We start from the raw sequence: 22,161 nt of genomic DNA, 5'->3' as shown, positions 1-22,161 counted from the left end.
AGCCGAGAAGTCGGGCAGCGTTATCCGTCTAGAACCGGCGTTGCCGTCCGCAGGATCGCGCCCCCGGACAGCATGGCGCACGCCCACATTCGGGCTGTCTTCGCTTGATGACGACAAGTACATACCGGGTGCAGATTGGACCCGACCGTCCATCCGCCTGCCCGAGGATTGTCCAGATCGAACGGGACGATGTGGTCGAGTTGGCACCGAGACGACGGTGTGTCACAGCCCGGACATGTACACGTGTGGTAGGCCATTCGGATCATCGAGGCCACAGCTTTCGAAGGCCGATACGTCAACGCTCCGGGCGGTGGATTCTCGAGTCCGCCGTGCCCGTCGGGGAACACTCCTGCAACCTTCGACGGATCACGATCGATCTCGCGCAGGAGTGGATCGACGTAGCGGCGTAGGGCAGAGTCCTCCCCCCGAGGTGTGCTGGTCGTTCTGGTGTAGACCCGGTCGAGGAACCCAGAGATGTACGTGCGCTTCTTGATTCGTGCCCGCAGCGGCACTGCCTGGACGCACTGAGATTAGGGCCTGGAATCGATCACTGATAACCCGAGCCCGTCAACGGCCGGATGTGTGTTTGACTACTAGCGTCCGCGAAAGAGTTGAGGTGGGCCACATTTCGATCAGGTACATCTCCGGAGTGTCGGAGTCGGGCGTGACCAGGTCGTAGTTGCGCTCTCTGCCTTTCGCGCCGACTCGCACACGGTGCAAAGACGGCCCGGGGGGAGTCACGCCGTCTGTTCCTGGCTCCGACGGCGCGCTGTGACGTTGTACCCCGGCCGAAGTCTCGACGCTCTAGTCCTCCAGGACCGGCTCGCCGAGACCGGTTCGACGCTGGATGCGCTTCATCCATTCCGGTGCCCACCAACACTTGTCGCCGAGAAGCTTCATGGTTGCCGGGACCAGGAACATGCGGATCACCGTCGCATCGATGATGAGCGCGGCAATCATGCCGAAGGCAATGTACTTCATCATCACCAGGTCCGAGAATGCGAACGAGCCCGTCACCACGATGAGTATCAGTGCTGCCGCGGTGATGATGCGTCCGGAATGTGAAGTGCCGATTCGGATTGCGTCGGTGGTGCTTGCGCCCTTGTCTCGCGCCTCGACCATCCTCGAGAGCAGGAAGACTTCGTAGTCGGTGGACAGCCCGAAGACGATTGCCCCGATGAGCAGCAGAATCATCGCCATGATCGGACCCGGGGTGAAGTTCAACAACTCCGAACCATGTCCGTCGATGAAGATCCACGTCAGAATGCCCATCGTCGCACCCAATCCGAGCGCGGTCATGAGCACGGCCTTGATCGGCAGAATCAGCGACCCGAACGTCAGGAACATCAACAGCGTCACGATGAGGACTACCAGGATCGCGGTGAGCGGCAGTCGATCCACCAGCGCAGATATCGAGTCCTGTTCTATCGCAGGCGTTCCCGTGATCTGGACGCTTGCGCCGTCCGGAACGTCGATGCCGCGCAGATAGTCGAGCGCAGGCTGGGAATCGTTGCGGTCCTCGAGGCCTGCCTTGAAGACGATTACTCCGTCTTTGCTTGCACCGGTAGGTGTGAACTTCTCGACGAGTCCGGGAGCTTCGTTGGCTTGCTTGGTGATCTGTCCGAGGGACGCACCCTGAGCGTTCGATATCACCAGCTTGAGCGGCTCGGTGCGTTGTCCAGGGAACAGTTCGTCGAACTCAGACTGCGCCGCACGTGTCGGGTTATCGGGCGGAAGATACGTCTCGTTGATTCCGCCGAACTCGATCCTCCCCACCGGGAGGGTGAGCACCAGCAGTGCGAGCACGATCGTGACGGCAACCTTGACTGGACGACGCATCACCCAGGCGGTCAGCTTGCCCCACATGCCGTTCTCGATTTCCTCGGACGACTTGGTTTTACGCATGAACTTGAAGCCGAGCGCGTCGACGCGTGGACCGAGAACTGCAAGCAGCGCAGGTAGTACGGTCACCGCGACGAGAGCGGCCAGCGCGACGGTCGCAATGGATCCGTATGCGACGGACCGAAGGAATCCATGCGGGAACAGCAGCAGGCCACCGAGACTGGCAACGATCATCGTCGCAGAGAACGCCACGGTACGTCCCGCCGTCATCACGGTGCGGCGGACTGCATTTCGAGTCGAGTATCCGTCGCCGAGTTCCTCACGGAAGCGGGAGACGATGAAGAGTCCGTAGTCGATTGCAAGGCCGAGTCCGACCATCGACACCACTGGTGCCACGAACGTGTTGACTTCGGTGAAGTTGGTGAACAGCTTGACAATTCCGTTGGCGCTGACCACCGTCAAGGCGCCGACGACGAGGGGGAGCGCAGCTGCGACGATTCCGCCGAAGATGAAGAACAACAGCACAGCGACAGCAGGAATGGCAAGGATCTCCATTCGATGAATGTCCTCGGCCATCGTCGATTGCAAGGCCCCGGCAACCGCCTGGAGTCCCGCAACCTGGACGTCGACGCCATCGATGTAGAACGCGTCCTTGACGGCTTGGAAGTTGTTCGTCAGGGCCGTCTCGTCGTCACCCACTATCGCGATGCTGGTGACAGCGTGCCGCTTGTCCGTGGTTGCCAGCGCGGCTGCGCGGGCAGCGCCGTCCACGGTGAAGTAGGTGCCGTTGATCTTCGCGATCTGCTCAGGATGTTCTGCGACAAGCGAGTTCAGGTTGGCAGTGACCGCGGCAGTGAATTTCGGGTCGTCCACCGTCTTTCCCTCGGGAGCGGTGTAGAGGACGATGACATCGCCCTCTGTGTCACGTCCGAACGTGTCGTCGGCGAACTGAGCAGCACGCACCGATTCCGAACCGGGGTCGTCGAAGCCGCCCTGGCTCAGTCGATTCTCGAATCCGACCCCGTACGCGGCCAAGCCGAGAAGGCCGGCCACCATGACTCCGATGACCGTGAATCGCCAGCGGTGGACAAGATCTCCCCATCGGGCGAACACTCAGGTCACTCCTCGAAGTTCGGTAATGACAGCCATGCTTCCCCCATCTCGACGTACGACACCACACATCGCCCCTCGACTCGATCTGTGGTCGTGATCTTGCTTCCCGGGGGACAACGGTCGGAAAGAATGCAGCGTTCCCGGATTTCATACTGTGAGATTCCACAGCCGTGTTTTACCGTCCCGGCAGCGAGAGCGTTCCAGGGGTGCGATTCGACTGCGCTAGGACTACTTCCGACGCTCTCGTGCGAGGAGTTCGCTGACGCTCAACGCCTGCTGACCGCCCCGGTGGCGTCCGCTGTCGATATCGGCTTCCGCGGGATCAGGATTGACGGGATCGTTGATTCGACGTCGACCTTGCGACGGCGTGTCCGCGCCGACCGTCGAGTCCATGCGCTCGGGGCTGGTAGGCGTCGGCGGATCACTAGGGGTCTCGTTGCGTCGGCCAGGAGCATTTCGAGTCGTGATGTCGTAGCGCGTACGCGGCTCGCTCGGACGGGCGCCAGTGCCGCTACCAGCGGAACCGTTGGTGTGAGAGCCGTCGTCAGCGCCGTTGGTGTGAGCGCCGTTGGTGTGAGCTCCGTTGGTTGAGGAGCCGTTGGTCTGGGAGCCATTGGTGTGGGAGCCGTTGCGCGGAGATCCGTTGGTCTTGCGATCTGCGCCGGAACCGCTGTCTTGGGGGTAGTCGCGGCTCCCACCGGTTCCGGTGCGTGAGCTGTCAGCCTCACGGCCGGTCGAACTAGTGCTGTAGGAGCCGTTACGGGCACCGTTGGACACCGAGCGCTCGGCAGGCGTTGCTGTGGCCTCTTTCGGTGCTTCGGGAGACTCGGTAGGCGCACGAAGATCGGCAAGCCAGCTCTCGATCGAGCGGGAGTCCGGCGCGGCGGCCCGTACGGGCTCAGGGGTGCGGGGTGGCTGCTGCCGAACCACCGGCTGTTCCGGTGCTGCCGGCTGCTCTGGAACCACTGGCTGGCGTCGTACTGTCGGCTGGTCTGGAACCACCGGCTGGCGTCGTACTGTCGGCTGGTCTGGAACCACTGGCTGGCGTCGAATTGCCGGCTGCTCCGGAACTACCGGCTGTTGCCGAACTACCGGCTTTTGGGGCTCCGGTTGCACGACGGGGGGAGCAGCCCGAACGATCTCGGCTGCCTGAGTGTCTTCGGATGGTGCCGTCGCAGGCTTGCCCGTCGCCGAACGCCGTTCTGCTTCCTTTGCTGCATAGGTCGATCGGACGGGACCTGCGCTCGACGGCGCGATCATCGGGATCGGTTCCGTCAGAGGTTCCGCGGCTCGTGGCGCCGGCCTCATCGGCGGCTTCACGGTGGTGACCGGGCGTCCGCCGACGAGCGCGAGTTCGGGGACGTCGTCCGGCATCAGCTCGTCCTCGAGGATCGTCTCGCCGAGGCCGAGCCGCTGTTGAATTCGCTTCATCCACTGTGGCGCCCACCAGCAGTCGTCGCCGAGCAGTTTCATGGTGGCAGGGACGAGGAACATGCGGATGAGCGTCGCGTCGATGATGAGCGCGGCGATCATGCCGTAGGCGATGTACTTCATCATCACCAGGTCGGAGAACGCGAATGCCCCTGTCACGACGATGAGGATCAGGGCGGCCGCAGTGATGATTCGGCCGGTGTGCGAGGTTCCGATACGGATTGCCTCGCTGGTGCTGGCTCCCTTTTCGCGTGCTTCGACCATGCGTGAGAGGAGGAAGACTTCGTAGTCGGTGGATAGTCCGAAGACGATGGAAATGATCAACACCAACACTGGTGCCATGATCGGCCCGGGCGTGAAGTTCATGAAGCTCGCGCCGTTGCCGTCGATGAAGATCCACGTCAGGATGCCCATCGTCGCGCCCAACCCGAGCGTCGTCATGAGGACAGCCTTGATCGGCAACACCAGCGATCCGAAGGTCAAGAACATCAACAGCGTCACTACGAAGATGACCAGCAGTGCCATCAGCGGCAGGTTGTCGATGAGGGCGGCGATACTGTCCTGCTCGATCGCAGGAGTTCCCGTGACCATCACCGTGGCGCCGGCGGGGACGTCGATACTTCGCAGATAGTCGATGGCGGGTTTGGAGTCGTTTCGGTCGATGAGGCCGGCCTTGAAGACGATGACGCCGTCTTTGCTGGCGCCGTCGGGAGCGAACTTCTCGATCAGCCCGGGGGCCTCGTTGGCCTGCTTGGTGATCTGCGCGAGGGATGAGCCTTGCGCGTTGGAGATGATCAGCTTGAGCGGTTCGGTACGTAACCCTGGGAACAGTTCGTCGAACTCGCCCTGTGCTTCACGAGTGATGTTGTCGGGCGGCAGGTAGGTCTCGTTGATTCCACCGAATTTGATGTTGCCGACGGGGAGCGTCAGCAACACGAGGCCGAGCACGATCGGGATCGTCACCTTGAGCGGGTTCTGCATGACCCAGCGGGTCAGCTTGCCCCACATGCCGTTCTCGATTTCCTCGGACGACTTGGTCTTGCGCATGAACTTCAAACCCAGCGCGTCGACGCGTGGGCCGAGGATCGCGAGCATCGCAGGCAGAATCGTGATCGCTGTCAGTGCGGCGAGCGCGACGGTGGCGATCGAGCCGTAGGCAACGGATTTGAGGAAGCCCTGCGGAAAGATAAGTAGGCCACCCAACGAGGCGACGATCATCGTCGCCGAGAAGACCACGGTGCGGCCTGCGGTCATGACGGTGCGTCGGACAGCTTGGGTGGTCGAATAGCCGTCGCCGAGCTCTTCTCGGAATCTGGACACGATGAAGAGCCCGTAGTCGATCGCCAAGCCCAACCCTACGAGAGAGACCACCGGTGCGACGAAGCTGTTGACCTCGGTGAAGTTGGTGAAGACCTTGACTATTCCGTTGGCTCCGACGACCGTGAGGCCACCGACGATCAAGGGCAACGCCGCGGCTACGACGCCACCGAAGATGAAGAAGAGCAGGACCGCGACGGCGGGAATGGCGAGCAGTTCCATCCGGTGGATATCGCCGGCCATGGTCGACTGCAAGGCTCCGGCGACTGCCTGCAGACCGGTGACCTGGACGTCTACGCCGTCTATGTAGAAGACGTCCTTGATCTTTTGAAAATTGTTGGTCAGCTCGGTGTCGTTGTCACCGACTATCGCGATACTGGCGATGGCGTGGGTTCTGTCCGGGGTGGCCAGCGCCACGGCGCTGACGGCGTTGTCGACCTTGAAGTAGGTGCCGTTGATCTTGGAGATCTGGTCGGGATGTTCGCCGACGAGAGAGTTGAGGCTGTCGGTGACCTTCGCGTTGAAGTTCGGGTCGTCGACCGTTTTACCTTCGGGCGCGGTGTAGAGAACGATCACATCGCTGGACTGGTCACGCCCGAAGGTCTCGTCGGCGAGGCGAGCGGCCTGGGCGGACTCCGAACCCGGGTCGTCCCAGCCGCTCTGGCTCAGATGGTCGTTGAGATCCAATCCGTACGCTGCGAAGCCCAGAAGCCCGGCCACCATGACTCCGATGACCGTGAACCGCAAGCGGTAGACGAGATCTCCCCATCTGGCGAACACTTTAAGAAACTCCTTGACGCCCGACGAGAAGGGCGGACAGTGGTCGGAACGGCTGCAGCCATGCGCCTTCGTCCGGCAGCGAGTCGAGACTCACGCGAGGCAGAGACTCACGGAAGACTCCGGGAATGTCCTCGAGGTCGAGGAACTCCAGAGTCTCCGATGTGACCGCCCAGCTCGCGTGCTCACGGAACCCGAGCACCTGAACGGGCACACCAGTTGCGGCGATGCTCTCCAGTGGCTCACGAAAGGCCTGGCCATCCGCGGAAGCGACCATGACTCCGGCAAGCCCGCCACCGCGATTGCGAAACTCGATGTGGTCGAGCATGTCGTCGTCGACATCACTGTCCTCGTCCACCTTGGGCTTGGCGAACACCGCGAAACCCACGTTACGCAACGCTTCGACCCAGGGGCGAACGACGTCGGCACTGCCTGGGGCGATATTGGTGAAGACGGTTGCCTCGGCTTCGAGGATCCCCGAACCGTTCTCCGACAGTTCGGCGGTGCGCTGCAACAGCCATCGGCCCAGCGCATCGAACCGTGGGCGGTACGCCGCAGTCGGCCTACCTCCGAGAATTGCGCCGAGCCCCATGTCGAGGTTGGGGGCATCCCACACCAGAAGTACTCGTTTGTTGTGATGAGAATCACTTGTGTCGAGGTCGGGTATGGGAGCGAAAGCTGTATTCGAGACTTCTTCGCTGACGCTCATGGTGTGATCTTCCCCCATATCAACTCCGTCACCGAGCTGCCCACAAGTTGGGCTTTGCCCTCGAACTTGGTGACGGGTCGCTCGTGTGTCATCGGAGACTCCCAATCGAGAACGGTCAGCAACGGTTCTGCGTTCCCGGCCTCGGCGATCCATTCTGCATACTCGGCGTGATCGGTTGCGACGTGCAGAACTCCGCCCGGCTTCAACCTGTCGGCGATCATCGCGAAGGTGGGGGCCTGCAGCAGTCGGCGTTTGTGGTGGCGGACCTTGGGCCAGGGGTCCGGAAAGAACACCCGGACGCCCGTCAACGATTCCGAGGTCAGCATGTTCTCCAACACGTCCATCGCATCGCCGCGAAGTAGACGAATGTTGTCGATCTCCTCGCGCTCGATCTGTTGCAGCGTCTGAGCGAGACCGGGGCGGTAGACCTCGACCGCCATCAAGTTCACGTGCGGTTCGGCCTGAGCCATCGCGGTCGTGGCGGTACCGGTTCCGGATCCGATCTCGAGGATCGCCGGCCCGGGACGGTCGAACCACCCATCGATGTCGATGAGGTCGTCGGCGACATCGCGGCCGATCTTCGGCCACAGCGTGTCCCAGGTGGTCTGCTGCGCGGCGGTCAAAGCGCCGCGCCGGGAGCGAAAGCTCGTCACCCTCGGGTACAGCCGGGACCCTCGATTCTGGCCCTGGTTGTCCCCTGGTTCGAGGTTCGGCGTGGTGCTTCGTGCGTCGTTCACTGAACCATTGTCGCCCATCGGGACAGTGTGTGACAGATGGGTCTGGAGTTGAAGTTGAGACTTTCTGTGTAAATGCAGGCCAGCGGGTGTCTTCCGTGAAAAGTTTCCGGCGGGTCTGTGCCAGAATCGGTCGGCACGACGGGTTGGGACCCCGTCGTGAGCGCAAAGCCCGGTTACGTGCAGCAATCTCGGTGGGGGGACGTCATGAGCGGAGTGAACCAGGGCCGAATGCGCTCACTTGCGTCGAGTGTGGCCGAGCGCGATCCAGGCTCGGGCGTCGAGATGGGCCTCGCCCTCGACCGCTGCTTCGCCCGGATTCGCATTCAAGTGTCCGGCCGGGTGGGGGTGGGTAAGTCCTCGGTGCGTGCGGTGTTGACTGCATCCGCTGTTTCCGGGTTGGCCGACGCCGGTTGGGAAGAGGTCGAAATCACCGAGACCGCTGCGATGGACGTGCCGAGCGCACCAGACCCTGACCTCGACGGTGACGTAGTGGTCTATGTGCTTACGAATGGCGCCCAGAAGGCGGATGTCGACGCTGTGGCGTCGGCGTCGCACGTGGTGCCGGTACTGGCCAAGGCCGACACCGTCGACGACCTTGCGGGGTCGCTGGACCGGCTGACGTCCGCGGTCGGTATCGAAGTGCTTCCGCTGATGGGAACGATCGCCCGGACGGTGTCGGAGGGAGGGCCGAAGTCCTTCGAGATGCTTCGCCGCGCGGCCCCGCACCTTTCCTCGGACATGATGCTGACAAGGGAGAGGTTTCTGCGCGCCGATCTCCGCCCAGCGTCGGAGTCGCGAGAAGTGCCGACTGAGGTCGAGCGTGACGCACTCGTCGAGCACATCGAAATTCTCGGTGTGCGCACTGTCGTAGAGGCCCTGCGAGCCGATCCCACGATGGATGACGTGCGGATTCGGCTCCTGCTGCTCGGCGTCAGTGGCGCGGCGCGGTTCACCGACACAGTTCGGCAGAGCGTCGAGCGAGTGCGCGTCGCAAGGCAGGCCCGACTACTGCGCCGGTTGGCCGAACTTGCTGCCGAGCATCCGACGAGCGCGGAGGAACTCGAGATCTTCCTGACCTCCGACGAGGCAGTCCTGGTGATCATGCGGTCGGCGTTGGATGCGCTCGGCGAGACGGTGGAGCCAGGGGACAAGATCGAATCGGCCGCACTGTGGCTTGCCCGCTCACAGTCCACCGAAGATCCGAACTACAGCCGGGCAGCACGCGCGATCTCACGGGGGTATCTACGAATGCGAGCCCACTCGTGATCGACGTACCCGCAGACATGGACAGCGTCGTTCGCCGGTGGTATCCGATCGGGACAGACGACATCGCGAACGCACGACGCGCGGTTCCCCGGGGCGTCTATCTCTCCGGCGTCGGTGGATCGGGCGTATCTGCAGTCGAGAAGGAGTTGGCCGTCGCAGCCGACGGGGTACTCGAGTGGGCTCATGACGTCACCACTGCAGCGGTGGTGGTGTTCGTACTCGATGCGTCCGCACCGCTCGGCCGCGACGCCCTGGCCGAGCTGGCGCCCGCGTTGGAGTCGACGACGGTCGCTGTGGTGATCAACAAGATCGATGCCCACCGAGATTGGCGTGAGGTTCGGCGATCGGTGTCGGCAGTGATCAGCGAGCGCGTTCCTCGTGCTGTCGACGTGTCGCTGTGGCCCATTTCCGCTAAGCTCGCCGAGTGCAGCCGGGCCTCGTCAGATCGCGACGCGCGCGACTCGCTCGCGGACGAGTCGGGCATCGATGCGCTCGGGGCCTTCGTCTGCTCAGCGATGGTGCAGGCGGACCGCGCGGTGCGCGAGCGGAAGTACAACGCAGCAGTACGGGCGGCCGCCGCGGGTGCGCGTCGCGAGATCGTGAACAAGGCGCGGGCGGTGACGAGCGCGTCGACGACAGCAGGACTACGCGCAGAGCGGGCTCGTCTCGTGGACTCACGTGATCGCGGGCGGACCGACCGCGCTGCAACGTTGCGCAGCAGGCTTCAGTTGACCCGAGCGGAAACGATGCACGAGATCAACGAAGCGGTACGTCAATTCACCTCTGAAGCAAGAGAATCCGTCGATACTGCGAGCAGAGCGGAACTTTCGCAACTACCCGCGCATCTGACTCGGCTGCTCGAACGCGCCAGAGACGGGGTGGAATCCTCGTTGGTGAGGAGACTGCGCTCGATCGATGCCGATCTCGATTTGGGAGCGGACGTGCCCGCTGAGGTCGAGGCTCGGACCGAGATCGAGGAACCGACCTCGCGTCGCCGAAGCATGGAAGACCGCATCATGATTTTCGTCGGTGCATCCGCCGGTGTCGGGTTGGGTCGGATCGCGGTGTCGCCGTTGTCGATGGTGCCCGCGCTGGCGATTGCCGTCATTCCTGTCTCGCTGATACTCGGTGCTCTCGCTGCGTGGTGGCTGGTGCGCGCCCGCTCGCTGGTTGCCGATCGGGTGCATGTGCGCACTTGGGCGTACGAGAGGGCAGGATCGGCCAAGTCGTTGTGGGAGCAGAGTGCGCTCGCAAGAATCCTCGCTGCCGAAACCGCGTTCGCGCAGGCAGAAGGTGAAACTTCGCGTGCGATGGCGATCTCGGCCGAGACCGAACTCGGACGAGTCGAGGCTGCGCTGCGAGGTGCCGCGCAACATCGGGCGGCGGTTCTGGCCGCGTGCGACAGGGACCTTGCATCGCTGGATCGTGGAATCGAGAAGTTCGACGTGTCCGACCCGGCGAATACTCATCCGAAATCTCTCGAGCCGAGGGTGGAACCGACGCGTTCCGCGGCGCGTCTGAACAGATAGGGCGCGACAAGGCTGTTCGTACGAGACATCGAGGTGGGGACCATGGACTTTACCGACGCGTTCTTCGTAGACGCGAGTGCCGCAGCCGACCACGACGAACCGTCGGAGGCGCTCTCGACAGAGATGTTCGACGTCGACGGCGATGGGTTCGAGGAGACCCGGGTGACCCACACCGATGCAGGCGTGACCATCGCACGAGATGCGGACGCCGACGGCGTGATCGAAACGTTCACAAGTTTCGGACGTGACGGTGGTTACCAATCCTGGGAGATTTTTCGTACCGCCGACGGATCTTCGCGGTTCGAGCGCACCGATTCGGGCGAGATTTTCGATTAGTTGTAGTTGATCGTTCTTCCATGTCAATACCGATAATCGCGTCGGCGCGAATTCTCTTTTCATCAGCTGAATCGTTCTTGTGACCAATCGGACAAGACCCCGGTTCCGGAACGGCGTCACTCGGAGTTAACCTGAGACCAGGACACCCGGCGCCCGTGTTCTCGATTGACGTGACCGGTAGGATGCGGTATACGCGATTGACAATCGGGCAGCGCCCCACAGAAAGGGATGATCAGGTTTGCTTTGTACCGCTGCTCAGCCCGGCAGCGACGAAGTTGTATCTGGTTCCGGCTCACCCCAGGAGAGTTAGATGACCTCAGCGACCATTCCCGGTTTGAACGGCACTGATGCCGCACTTCCCACCCAACACAAGGAACTTCTTGCATGGGTGCAGGAAGTAGCAGAACTCACCGAGCCGGAGCGGGTGGTTTTTGCTGACGGATCCGACGAAGAGTGGGAGCGTCTCACCACGCACTTGGTGGACGCAGGCACCTTCACCCGGCTCAACGACGAAAAGAAGCCGAACTCGTTCCTCGGCAATTCCGATCCGACCGACGTTGCACGCGTCGAGTCGCGGACGTACATCTGTTCCAAGGAAGAGATCGACGCAGGCCCCACCAACAATTGGATGGACCCGTCGGAGATGCGTGAGCTGATGTCCGGGCTCTACCGCGGCTGCATGCGCGGACGCACCATGTACGTCGTCCCGTTCTGCATGGGACCGCTCGCCGCCGAGGACCCCAAGTTGGGCGTGGAGATCACCGACTCGGAGTACGTCGTCGTCTCGATGCGCGTCATGACTCGGATGGGCTCGGTAGTACTGGACAAGCTCGGCGACGACGGCTTCTTCGTCAAGGCGCTGCATTCGCTCGGCGCTCCGCTCGCCGACGGCCAGGACGACGTCCCGTGGCCGTGCAACAGCACCAAATACATCACGCATTTCCCCGAGGATCGCGAGATCTGGAGCTTCGGTTCCGGTTACGGCGGCAACGCTCTGCTGGGCAAGAAGTGCTACTCCCTGCGTATTGCGTCGGCAATGGCTCACGACGAGGGCTGGCTCGCCGAGCACATGCTGATCCTCAAGCTGATTTCGCCGGAGGACAAGGCCTACTACATCGCCGCGGCGTTCCCGTCCGCATGTGGCAAGACCAACCTCGCAATGATTCAGCCGACGATTCCGGGCTGGCGCGCCGAGACCATCGGTGACGATATCGCCTGGATGCGCTTCGGCAAGGACGGCCGTCTCTACGCCGTCAACCCCGAATTCGGCTTCTTCGGTGTCGCACCGGGAACCAACTGGGATTCCAACCCCAACGCGATGAAGACCATCGATCAGGGCAACTCGTTGTTCACCAACGTCGCACTGACCGACGACGGCGACGTGTGGTGGGAGGGCCTCGAAGGAGACCCACAGCATCTGATCGACTGGAAGGGCAACGACTGGACGCCCGAGTCCGATCAGAACGCCGCACACCCCAACTCTCGCTACTGCGTGCCCATGGCTCAGTGCCCGTCGATGGCCGCCGAGTGGGACGACCCGGAGGGTGTGCCGATTTCGGCAATCCTGTTCGGTGGGCGTCGCAAGACGACGGTTCCGCTGGTCACCGAGGCTCGCGACTGGCAGCACGGCGTGTTCATGGGTGCCACCGTCGGATCCGAGCAGACAGCAGCAGCCGAGGGCACGGTCGGAGCCATCCGCCGCGATCCGATGGCCATGCTGCCGTTCCTCGGCTACAACGTCGGTGACTACTTCCAGCACTGGATCGACCTCGGCAAGAACGCCGACGAGTCGAAGCTCCCGAAGGTGTTCTACGTCAACTGGTTCCGCCGCGGCGACGACAAGCGCTTCCTCTGGCCAGGATTCGGCGAGAACTCCCGCGTCCTGAAGTGGATCGTAGAGCGTATCGAGCACAAGGCCGAAGGCGTCGAGACGCCCATCGGAGTCGTCCCGACGGCAGCAGCACTCGACATCACGGGCCTCGACACCACAGTCGAAGACGTCGCCGAGGCACTCGCGGTGAACGTCGACGAGTGGAAGGCCGAGATCCCACTGATCGAGGAGTGGTTCGAGTTCGTCGGTGAGAAGCTTCCCACCGGTATCAAGGACGAGTTCGAAGCTCTGAAGCAGCGTCTGGGCGCATAGCTCGACAATACGAAGCGGGGCTCACCCTTCTGGGTGAGCCCCGCTTCGTTGTGTGGGTGGGTCGGCTGCGAAATTTGCTCCCCTATTCGGGATTCGAACCCCCTGTAGGCGGTTCGAATCCCAACTAGGGGAGCAAATTGTCAGACGTCGAACCCTGCCTGCGGAAATCAAGCAGTGGGCGCCACGTACCCCGGCGGCATGAGGACCGACTTGAGTTCGCAGTACGCCTCGAGGCCTTCGGGGCCGCTTTCGCGTCCGATGCCGGAGTTCTTGTAGCCACCGAATGGGGCGCTGGGATCGAAGGCGTACCAGTTGATGGCCGACGTGCCGGTGCGGATCTGCGCGGAAACCTCGACGCCGTGCTCGATGTCGGTGGTCCAGACCGATCCGGCGAGGCCGTAGGTGGAGTCGTTGGCGATCTTGATGGCTTCGTCTTCGGAGTCGTAGGGAATGACCGCGAGGACCGGACCGAAGATTTCTTCCTGGGCGATCGTCATCGAGTTGTCGACATCAGCGAAGATGGTCGGCTCGACGTACCAGCCTTTGTCCAACCCCTCCGGACGTCCGCCGCCGAGGACGAGACGGGCACCTTCTTCCTTGCCCTTCGCGATGTATGCCTCGACGCGGTCGCGCTGCTTCTCCGAGATGAGGGGGCCGAGTTGCGTTGCGGGGTCCGTCGGATCGCCCATCTTCATCCAGCCGGCTCCCGCGACCATGGCGTCGACGATCTCGTCGTAGCGCGAGCGCGGGGCGAGGATGCGAGTCTGTGCGACGCAGGCCTGCCCGCTGTTCATGAGCCCGGACAGCAGCAGCATCGGTATCGCCGACGCGATGTCCACGTCCTCGAGCAGGATTGCTGCGGACTTTCCGCCGAGTTCGAGTGAGCATCGTTTGAGTTGCTGCGCGGCGGTTGCGCCGATGCTGCGGCCGACGTCGGTGCTGCCGGTGAAGGTGACCTTGTCCACGAGTGGGTGTGCGGTGAGGTACTTGCCGGTCTCGGCGCCGCCGGGAAGGACCGAGAGCACGCCTTCCGGTAGTCCGGCCTCGGTCAGGAGATCGGCGAGGAGGTTGGCGGACAGTGGTGTTTCGGGAGCGGGCTTGAGCAGCACCGAGCAGCCGGCGAGCAAGGCGGGCGCCAACTTGTTGATCGCGAGGAACAGTGGGACGTTCCAGGCGATGACGGCAGCGACGACGCCGACGGCTTCACGGGTGATGTTGGACTGGCCGAATGCGCCGTGCCGGGTTTCCTTCCAGGGGAAGGTCTCGGCGAGCGAAACGTAGTAGTTGAGCGCAGCCAGTGCGGGAGTCTGCTGCAGCATCCCGACCATGGTGTGCGGGGCGCCCATTTCGCCCGAGATGACCTCGGTGAGCTCGGCGCTTTTTTCCTCGATCAGCTTGGCGAAGTTCGCGAGCACCTGTGCTCGTTCGGCGGGGGAGGATCGGGCCCAGGGGCCGGAGTCGAAGGCGGTGCGCGCGGCCTGTGCCGCCGCGTCGATATCGGCGGGCGCGGCTACGGGAGTACTCCCGACGCGCTCCTCGGTGGCGGGTGAGAAGACGTCGAGCGTCTCCTCGGTTGACGGTGCGGTCCAGTGCCCGCCGATGAACAGCTTGGCGAAGTCGGTCATGGAACGAGACTAGAACACGTTGCAGTAATTCGGAAGGATTCCACCGATGCGATGCGCGAGCCCGGCTGGATCAGGTGGCCGAGGCCGCAAGTGCCGCAGCCCCGGTCAACGTCCCTACCGCACCCAGTTTCGCCGGCACGATCGTGAGCCCGTCGAGGAACCTCAGCCGCGCATGCAGCGCCGCGGACTCTTGGATCGGATCCCACAGCGGTGGGCCTGCCTGCGCGAACCCTCCGCCGATGACCACGAGCTCGACATCGACCAGGGCAGCGGCCGACGCGATTGCCTGACCGAGTGCTACGCCCGCGCGCTGCAATGTCGTCACCGCGACGACGTTTCCGTTCGCGGCATCCTCGGCCAACTCGGCGCCGGTGGTGCCGGTCCAGCCTTGTTCTTGCGCCCATCCGACCGCGGACGGCCCGCTCGATACGGTCTCCACGCATCCGAGACCACCGCACGAGCAGGACGCCGTCGAACCGGGAACGACGATGTGGCCGATGTGGCCGGCATTTCCACTGCGGCCGTGCACGATCTCACCGCCCAGCACCAGACCGCCTCCGACGCCGGTGGAGACGACGACGCTGATCAGGTTGTCCACGCCCTGTGCTGCTCCGAACCGATGTTCGCCGAGTGCCGCGCACCCACCGTCACCGGCGAGACGCATCGTGGCGTCGGGAAATTTCTTGGCGATTTTCCCGGTGAGGTCGAAACCGCCCTTCCACTCGCCGATGTTGATCGGTGCGACCGTCCCGGCGACCAAGTCGACCGGCCCTGCACACGCAATGCCGATGGCGGCGATATCCGTTCCCGCTGCCACTGCGTCGAGCAATTCGGAACAGGCCTGCCACACATCGACTTTCGGGGTGGAAACGACGAGAGCCTCGCCGGGTCTACCGTCGGCGTCGACGATCGCCGCAGTGATCTTGGTGCCCCCGATGTCCAATGCCAACGCTGTCATATGTCCCAAACTACTGTCAGCGTGCGTCGGCGCGCAGGACCACGACAAGGTTGCTGGCAAGAAATTCGCGAAGTACCGGAACACGGATCATCCACCATGCCCATTTCGGGTGGTAACGCGGAAATGCGGCCAGCACAGTGCCCTGCGTAGTCTCGCGGGCCCACCGCAGTCCCTCCGATGCCCCGACGTCGAACAGGGATTCACCGAAACGATTCTTCGGTTCGCGGCCGTGCTTACGGAGGTATCTGCGGGCTGCGAACTCGCCGCCGAAGTAGTGCCAGGGACCAGTTTCGTGGCCGCCGAACGGTCCCCGCCACAGCGTGTACGACAGGACCATCAACCCACCGGGTTTGGTGACACGCAACATTTCCTCGGCCATGACCCACGGATGACGCACGTGTTCGGCGACGTTCGAGGAAAAGCACACGTCCACGCTGTTTTCGCGAAACGGCAGGGCCATTCCCGATCCGCGGACGCTGCCGTGCACGGTCAGACCGGCGGCGTGCATCTCTGTCGGATCGGGCTCGACGGGGATGTACCGAGCTCCACTGGCGCGGAAAACGTCCGCAAAATAGCCGGGTCCGCCGCCGACGTCCAGGACCACCCGATCTTCGAGACTGTCACCGGTCAGACCTCGGTACAGATCACCGATCAGTTCGACGGAATCGCGGGCCAGCGCGCTGTAGAAGATGTCGGGAGCGCTCTGCTCGTGTCCGAAATCCCGAAGCAGACTCACCGATCGGCGAAGGGTCGCGCGCTGGGCGAAGAAGCGAGTTACAGGTCGCTCGACACGGCGAGAGCTTGCGAGTCGACCCCGAGGACGTGGCACGTTGCAAAAGAGTAGGGGAATGCACCCTGTCGCGACGCTGCGGGGCGGGCGAACCGTTAAGGTGTCGGAAGTTCGTATTCGACAACGCCGTTACGGGGGACCCAGCTGTGCGCGAGGTGCTCTTGCTCTGTTGGCGCGATACGGGCCATCCCCAGGGCGGCGGCAGCGAGCGTTACCTCGAGCAGATCGGTGCCGGCCTGGCGCGACGCGGAGTGCGGGTGACGCTGCGGACGGCGTCGTATCCGGGGGCTCCGGCGCAGGAGATGGTCGACGGTATCCAGATCAGCCGCGGTGGTGGCCGACTGAGCGTGTATCCGAGGGCTCTCGCTGCGATTGCTGCCGGCCGGCTCGGGTTCGGGCCATTACGCGGGATCGACCCGGACGCTGTCGTCGACACTCAGAACGGCATTCCTTTCTTCTCTCGTCTTGTCGCGGGCGCACCGGTGACGTTGCTGGTTCACCATTGTCATCGGGAGCAGTGGCCGGTGGCGGGCCCGTTGATGGCCAAGTTCGGGTGGTGGCTCGAGAGCACGGTCTCCCCGCGCGTTCATCGGCGTAATCAGTATTTGACGGTGTCGTTGCCTTCGGCGGATGAGCTCGTTGCGCTCGGAGTCGACCGCGACCGGGTGGCTGTGGTTCGAAACGGCGCGTCCCCGGCGGCGTCGCTCGGTGGGGAGCACACCAGAACCTCGCACCCGTCGCTGTCGGTGTTGTCGCGGCTGGTCCCGCACAAGCAGATCGAGGATGCCCTCGCTGCCGTGGCCACCCTGCGACGGCAGCTCCCGGACCTGCATCTCGACGTCGTCGGTGGCGGCTGGTGGGAAGAGAACCTGCGTGAGCGTGTGCGTGAGCTCGGCATCGAAGAGGCTGTCACGTTCCACGGACACGTCGACGAAGAACGCAAACACGAACTGCTCGGCCGCTCCTGGGTGCACGTGATGCCCTCGCGTAAGGAGGGGTGGGGCCTCGCCGTCATCGAAGCTGCTCAGCACGGCGTCCCGACCGTCGGTTACCGCAGTTCGAAGGGCCTGACCGATTCGGTCATCGACGGCGTGACCGGTGTGCTGGTCGGTATCGATGGGGACGATCGTGACGTGGCCGCGCTCACCAACGCCATCGGCGAACTTCTCCTCGACGCCGATGGCCGCGCCGACCTGGGCGAGAAGGCCCGGGTGCGCGCGCTCGAGTTCTCGTGGGAGCAATGCGCGCAGGGCGTGGAGAGTGTATTGGCGGCGTCGGTGATGGGAGCCCACGTCTCCGGGCTCGTGTCATCTTCGCAGCAGGCCCCAGCAGAGTCCGCCCACCAGTAACAGCGCCCACATCAGGTGCGCGCCCACGACGATCCAATACGACACGGGCCCGACTTCGGTGGTTCCGATTGCGCCTGGAACTTGGTACAACGCAAGTTCGTCGTCGGAGTAGACGCGTTCGAGCTGCTCCAGCGTTCCCGCCGACTCGCCCAGTAGTCCGGGCGTCGTCCGCTCGACAAGGACCCAGCCGACGCCCAGCTGTGCCAGTTCGGCTGCCGATCCGCCGTCGAGCAAGATTTTTTCGACGGTGGAAGCGCGGCTGCCCTCGCCGCGTACCGACCCTCCTGCGACGATCAGTTCACCGGTCTGCAGGACGTCGAGCGGGAGCATTCGAGGCGCGGGATCGAGCACGGGCGCGTCGCCGCTGTAGGGGAAGATCCGGAAGATTCCTGCCGGCAGCACTGCAACGTCCCCGTCGCGACCCTGGAGTACTTCGGCGACGGCGTTCCACGACTTCGGATATTCGACGGGCTCGAGCTTGCCCGATACTCCCCACACCAGGTCCGGTAGTGCCAGCAGCAGCGCTGCGATGGCCGCGACGGCAGGGACCCGCGGCATACGAAATCTTGCTCCGAGCCACATGACTCCAGCGGCGGCGGCAAGCACGTAGAAGGGCATCGCAAGTGCGAGAAATTTCTGACTGTCACGCAGCAGGCCCGCACCCGGGATGTCCTGCGCTGCCCACTCACCGACGCGAAGGCCGATTCCGGTCGCACCGAGCGCGGGCGTGACTACGGCGAGGACGGCCATGGCGGCGAGGGCGGTGAAGATCGGGTTTCTGCGTCGACGCCACAGCGGTCGCAACCCGAGTGCGACGACGGCAAGCAGCACAAGTGTTCCGAGGACAGCGAAGTGCGTCGTGCGGGTAGCGGGAACTGCGTCGGAGTTCCAGATGCCTCCCAGGCCTGCCAGGCTGAGCAGTGTGCCGAGGCCGGGTTCGGCCCGGGCGGCGAAGGCGCCGACGCCTGCCGGGTCGGTTCCGAGGGTTCCGCCACCCGATACTGCAGTGGCCACCAGCCAGGGCGAGGAGGCGGCCAACGCAAGCAGGGCAGTCAGCAGTACCCGCCGGGAGCGCTGCACTCCGGAGGGCAGCGCAACGACGACGAGGGCGGTGACGGCCGCGAGGATCGCTCCCGTGGGTGTGAGCCCTGCAGCGGCGAGGCAGACTGCCAGTACTTGCCACCGTCCCGTCCGACGCAGCGTCATCGCTGCGGTCACCGTCCACGGAAGCGCGGCGTAGCCGACGAGCAGACTCCAGTGCCCCTGCAGCAATCGCTCGGCCACGTAGGGATTCCAGATGGCCAGGGTCGCGGCGGTGAGCAACGCAGGCGTCGTCGCGGTCGGCAGTAACCGGCGGACCATCACCGCGGCACCCCAACCGGCGAGCCACAGTGCCAGTGTGAGAATCGTCTTGACCACGAGTCCGCCGTCGAAAGCGATGGACAACGCTGCGACGACGCCGTCCTGGGGGACCGCACGTGCGGCGGCGTCGGTGGTGCCGAGTGCAGAATCGGTGAAGTAGGACCGAGGGGTGCTGACCGCGTCGCGAAGGAGTAGATAGCCGTTCCCCCAGAGCGGGCCCAGGACGATCATCGCCAGGATCAGGCTCCACACGGCCGGTGCCGCGGTTCGACTGCGCTGCGTCCACGACACTCTCGGCACCCTATACCGTGTTCCCATGCCGAACCGCACTGCAAGTACGTCGGCGCTCACCGGGATGACGCTGGTGACGGTTGGTTCGATGACGGCCAATGCTGCGTCGTACCTTCTGCATCTGCCCGCCAGTCGATTTCTCGGCGTCGAGGGGTACGGCGAGTTCGCGAGTCTGCTTGCGGCTCAACTCGTTCTCGCTGTCCCGGCGCTGGCATTGCAGTCCGTCGTCGCTCGTGAAGTAGCGCACGGACGTGGCACCGCCGAACTCCGAAAGCTCGGCTACCGGTGTGCCGGGGTGGTCGCGATCTTGGCGTTGGCGTTGGCGCCGGTGGTGGCCGTGGTGCTCGGTAGAGGAGTGCTCGCGACGGTGTCGGCGCTCGTCGTGGCGCCGGTGCTCGTGCTGCTGGCGACGGAACAGGGTCTGCTGCAAGGATCCGGGCAGTTCGGACGGCTCGGTGCTGTGCTTGCTGCTGCAGGGTTCGGCAAGGTGATCCCCGCCGTCGTTGTGCTCGCAGTGGGCGGTGGGCCCGGAATTGTGTTGGCCGCCAGCGCCGTCGGGACAGCAGTGGTCGCTGTCGGAGCGAGGATCGCAAGTGCGGCACGAGAGGGCGATGCGGTACGTTCCACGCTGACCGTCGGCACGGTACTGCGGGCATCGCAGGTGCAGCTGGCGCTCATCGGCCTCTCTGCGCTCGATCTGGTGATAGCGGCCGCGGTGTTGAGTGCGGAGCAGGCAGGTTTGTATGCGCTCGGCGCAGTGGCTACCAAAGCTGCGTTCTGGCTTCCGCAGGCCGTGGGAGTGGTTCTCTATCCGCGGATGGCGAATCCAGCAGAATCTGCGAAAGCCGTCCGATCGGCATTGGCAGTCGTGGCCGCGATCGGGGCCGTGTTGGTTCTCGGCGCTGCGCTGGCGGCGCCGCTGCTGCCGTCGATCGCCGGTGAGGCGTATGCGCCTGTGCAGAGCTACCTTTGGATCTTCGCGCTGCAGGGTGCATGCCTGGCGTTGTTGCAGAGCGGACTGTTGTGGGCGATCGCCGGTGAGCGGACACAGCTCGCCATCGTCGCATGGATCGGTTTGGCCGTCGAAGTGATGCTGCTGTTCTTCGTCGCCACGACGCCGCTGCAGTTCGTCATCGTCGCGGCGTCGGTTGCTGCCGTCTGTGCCGCGGTGGTCAGCGGATTCGCCCTGAGCAGTTCAAGCAGTTGAGCTCGTGAAACAAAAAAGCGGAAGCACAGCCGGGAGGCCGTACTTCCGCTCATCTGCGGTGAAAGCTCTTACTCTTTCGAGAGGTTGGTACGCGGGATGACCTCGGTCTGATCCGTCGTCCAGTCACGATTGCGGGGCTCGGTGGGAGCGGCGCCGCCACCGTCGGTGTGCTGCGGTCCACCGGTGCGTGCAGGCTGACGGGGTCCACCGTTACGGAGTCCGAGAAGGACGCCGGCGATCAGTGCGATGACACCGAGGATGCCGAGAACGATCGGGACTGTGCGTCCGACCAACGACAGCTTGTCCATACCGTCCTTGGCCTGCTGGATCTGGTATTCGACGGTGTTCTCGTCGAACTCGATCGGCGCCTTCAGAACCTCGACCTCGGCGGTGCCTGCAGTGCGCGAGTAGTACTGGTGAATATCCTCGGCGCCCTTGACGACGACACCGGTTTTGGGCTCGACATAGAGGGTTCTCGTGTTCTCGTACCAGCGAGTCATCGTGACCGGTGCATCTCCACCTTCGACGCCCCAGGTGGAGGCAGGCAGCGTGACCTTGTTGGTGGGGAGGTTCACTACCGAGGACAAGTCGACGGGGCCGACCTGCTGCTCGAACTTGTAGACCGTGGTGCCGTTGATCTCGGTCTCTTCGACGAAGTCGATGTCCTTGGATTCACGGGCATTTACGTCGAAGTACGGGTAGCTCTTCTGTTCGGTGTTAAACGGGAACTTGTACTGCAGACCGGTGTGCGGAACTTCTTCTGCAGGCTTGCCGGACTGCAACTGGATGGTCCCGACCGGGTTCTCGACGGGCATCGAGCTGACGCGGTCGAGGGTCACACGGTCGACGCTTGCGGTGAGCAGACCGCTCTCGCCCTGCTTGTCGCTGCGGATCAGAGTCTGCCCGGCCTGCACCGTGATCTCGTCTGCGCCCGAAGGATCTTCGACGGTGACGAAGCGCTGCGATACCAACGGAACGTTCTGGTCGACGACGGCGCGACCTGCTGCCAGTGATGCAGAATTGAGTACGCTGCCCGTTCCGGTCGAGATCGTGGTGACCTCTAGATCTAGTGGCGTTTTTTCCAGACGTGACACCGTGTACGTCGGAATCAAGATGGCCGCTACCAACAGGAAAGCGCCCAAACCGATGAGTACAAGGGCAACGATCCGGCTCGGCCCTGAGCGCTCCGCCATGTGAGAATCTCCTTAGTCGTTTTCTCGGCGTGCCATTTTCCACCCCCGACAGATCGAGGTGTGTAATTCCCCCGACCTGGAGTGTCCGATTGGACCGCCACGTCGGTGGTGAGAGTAACAGTGATGCGACATTGCGGGCGCGGGCACGCCCGACGACCGTCGACTTTCGCGCTCGGGTCACCTGGA

16 protein-coding genes are annotated in these 22,161 nt (G+C 63.7%); 6 read left to right on the top strand and 10 right to left on the bottom strand.

Annotated elements, in window-relative coordinates; all coding sequences use genetic code 11:
* Positions 1 to 20 precede the first annotated feature (20 nt).
* From E5720_RS08295 to trmB, 5 genes are all read right to left on the bottom strand, one after another.
* Positions 21 to 512 carry an HNH endonuclease signature motif containing protein gene (locus E5720_RS08295; RefSeq protein ID WP_136170265.1) on the bottom strand — a complete coding sequence of 164 codons (492 nt, stop codon included), beginning with the start codon at positions 510 to 512 and terminating at the stop codon, positions 21 to 23.
* 292 nt (positions 513 to 804) lie between these two features.
* Positions 805 to 2,955, bottom strand: a complete 2,151-nt coding sequence (locus tag E5720_RS08290) for an MMPL family transporter (protein WP_136170264.1) — start codon at positions 2,953 to 2,955, stop codon at positions 805 to 807.
* A gap of 228 nt (positions 2,956 to 3,183) precedes the next feature.
* Positions 3,184 to 6,483 (bottom strand): MMPL family transporter, encoded by a 3,300-nt coding sequence (locus E5720_RS08285; protein WP_136170263.1) that lies wholly within the window; start codon positions 6,481 to 6,483, stop codon positions 3,184 to 3,186.
* Position 6,484: 1 nt separating this feature from the next.
* Positions 6,485 to 7,189, bottom strand: coding sequence for an NYN domain-containing protein (locus E5720_RS08280; RefSeq protein ID WP_136170262.1), 705 nt, complete (start codon positions 7,187 to 7,189; stop codon positions 6,485 to 6,487).
* Positions 7,186 to 7,944 (bottom strand): tRNA (guanosine(46)-N7)-methyltransferase TrmB, encoded by a 759-nt coding sequence (trmB, locus tag E5720_RS08275; protein WP_136170261.1) that lies wholly within the window; start codon positions 7,942 to 7,944, stop codon positions 7,186 to 7,188. Before trmB ends, E5720_RS08280 begins: the two co-directional genes overlap by 4 nt.
* Before the next feature lie 138 nt (positions 7,945 to 8,082).
* Here trmB and E5720_RS08270 point away from each other — a divergent pair, with 138 nt between their 5' ends.
* The 4 genes from E5720_RS08270 to E5720_RS08255 all read left to right on the top strand — a co-directional run bounded on the left by E5720_RS08270 (position 8,083) and on the right by E5720_RS08255 (position 13,200).
* On the top strand, positions 8,083 to 9,192 hold the full coding sequence (locus E5720_RS08270; protein WP_136170260.1) for a hypothetical protein: 1,110 nt from the start codon (positions 8,083 to 8,085) through the stop codon (positions 9,190 to 9,192).
* Positions 9,189 to 10,721 (top strand): hypothetical protein, encoded by a 1,533-nt coding sequence (locus E5720_RS08265; protein WP_136170259.1) that lies wholly within the window; start codon positions 9,189 to 9,191, stop codon positions 10,719 to 10,721. Before E5720_RS08270 ends, E5720_RS08265 begins: the two co-directional genes overlap by 4 nt.
* Before the next feature lie 42 nt (positions 10,722 to 10,763).
* Entirely contained in the window at positions 10,764 to 11,057 is a 294-nt protein-coding gene (locus tag E5720_RS08260; RefSeq protein WP_136170258.1) for a DUF6802 family protein, read from the top strand.
* A gap of 310 nt (positions 11,058 to 11,367) precedes the next feature.
* Complete coding sequence (locus E5720_RS08255; protein WP_136170257.1) at positions 11,368 to 13,200, top strand: phosphoenolpyruvate carboxykinase (GTP); 1,833 nt, start codon at positions 11,368 to 11,370, stop codon at positions 13,198 to 13,200.
* 167 nt (positions 13,201 to 13,367) lie between these two features.
* On the opposite strand, the gene E5720_RS08250 is transcribed toward E5720_RS08255, so the two are convergent.
* From E5720_RS08250 to E5720_RS08240, 3 genes are all read right to left on the bottom strand, one after another.
* A complete protein-coding gene (locus E5720_RS08250) occupies positions 13,368 to 14,825 on the bottom strand; it encodes an aldehyde dehydrogenase (RefSeq protein WP_136170256.1) in 1,458 nt (485 codons plus the stop codon).
* Positions 14,826 to 14,895: 70 nt separating this feature from the next.
* Positions 14,896 to 15,783 carry an ROK family protein gene (locus E5720_RS08245; RefSeq protein WP_136170255.1) on the bottom strand — a complete coding sequence of 296 codons (888 nt, stop codon included), beginning with the start codon at positions 15,781 to 15,783 and terminating at the stop codon, positions 14,896 to 14,898.
* Positions 15,784 to 15,799: 16 nt separating this feature from the next.
* Complete coding sequence (locus E5720_RS08240) at positions 15,800 to 16,519, bottom strand: class I SAM-dependent methyltransferase (protein ID WP_247596227.1); 720 nt, start codon at positions 16,517 to 16,519, stop codon at positions 15,800 to 15,802.
* Between the two features lie 200 nt (positions 16,520 to 16,719).
* Between E5720_RS08240 and E5720_RS08235 the strand changes: the two genes are divergently transcribed.
* Positions 16,720 to 17,922, top strand: coding sequence for a glycosyltransferase family 4 protein (locus E5720_RS08235; protein WP_136170253.1), 1,203 nt, complete (start codon positions 16,720 to 16,722; stop codon positions 17,920 to 17,922).
* On the opposite strand, the gene E5720_RS08230 is transcribed toward E5720_RS08235, so the two are convergent.
* Positions 17,881 to 19,575: a hypothetical protein gene (locus tag E5720_RS08230; RefSeq protein WP_136170252.1), complete on the bottom strand. Its 1,695-nt coding sequence runs from the start codon at positions 19,573 to 19,575 to the stop codon at positions 17,881 to 17,883. The genes E5720_RS08235 and E5720_RS08230 overlap by 42 nt on opposite strands.
* Before the next feature lie 25 nt (positions 19,576 to 19,600).
* On the opposite strand from E5720_RS08230, the gene E5720_RS08225 reads away from it, so the two are divergent.
* Positions 19,601 to 20,782 carry a polysaccharide biosynthesis protein gene (locus E5720_RS08225; protein WP_210729973.1) on the top strand — a complete coding sequence of 394 codons (1,182 nt, stop codon included), beginning with the start codon at positions 19,601 to 19,603 and terminating at the stop codon, positions 20,780 to 20,782.
* 68 nt (positions 20,783 to 20,850) lie between these two features.
* Here the strand turns inward: E5720_RS08225 and E5720_RS08220 are convergent, their stop codons facing one another.
* Positions 20,851 to 21,975, bottom strand: coding sequence for a DUF3068 domain-containing protein (locus E5720_RS08220; protein WP_136170251.1), 1,125 nt, complete (start codon positions 21,973 to 21,975; stop codon positions 20,851 to 20,853).
* Positions 21,976 to 22,161: the final 186 nt, after the last annotated feature.

The organism is Rhodococcus sp. PAMC28707, from assembly GCF_004795915.1.
Taxonomy (GTDB): Bacteria; Actinomycetota; Actinomycetes; order Mycobacteriales; family Mycobacteriaceae; genus Rhodococcoides.
The sequence above is the reverse complement of the archived record's forward strand: the minus strand, read 5'-3'. Positions and strand labels throughout refer to the sequence as shown.

What these genes read in the sequence shown, in the direction of transcription:
- E5720_RS08280 (WP_136170262.1), bottom strand. Translation starts at nt 7,189, where the DNA reads ATGAGCGTCAGCGAAGAAGTCTCGAATACAGCTTTCGCTCCCATACCC.
- trmB (WP_136170261.1), bottom strand. Translation starts at nt 7,944, where the DNA reads ATGGGCGACAATGGTTCAGTGAACGACGCACGAAGCACCACGCCGAAC.
- E5720_RS08260 (WP_136170258.1), top strand. Translation starts at nt 10,764, where the DNA reads ATGGACTTTACCGACGCGTTCTTCGTAGACGCGAGTGCCGCAGCCGAC.
- E5720_RS08255 (WP_136170257.1), top strand. Translation starts at nt 11,368, where the DNA reads ATGACCTCAGCGACCATTCCCGGTTTGAACGGCACTGATGCCGCACTT.
- E5720_RS08250 (WP_136170256.1), bottom strand. Translation starts at nt 14,825, where the DNA reads ATGACCGACTTCGCCAAGCTGTTCATCGGCGGGCACTGGACCGCACCG.
- E5720_RS08245 (WP_136170255.1), bottom strand. Translation starts at nt 15,783, where the DNA reads ATGACAGCGTTGGCATTGGACATCGGGGGCACCAAGATCACTGCGGCG.
- E5720_RS08225 (WP_210729973.1), top strand. Translation starts at nt 19,601, where the DNA reads ATGCCGAACCGCACTGCAAGTACGTCGGCGCTCACCGGGATGACGCTG.
- E5720_RS08220 (WP_136170251.1), bottom strand. Translation starts at nt 21,975, where the DNA reads ATGGCGGAGCGCTCAGGGCCGAGCCGGATCGTTGCCCTTGTACTCATC.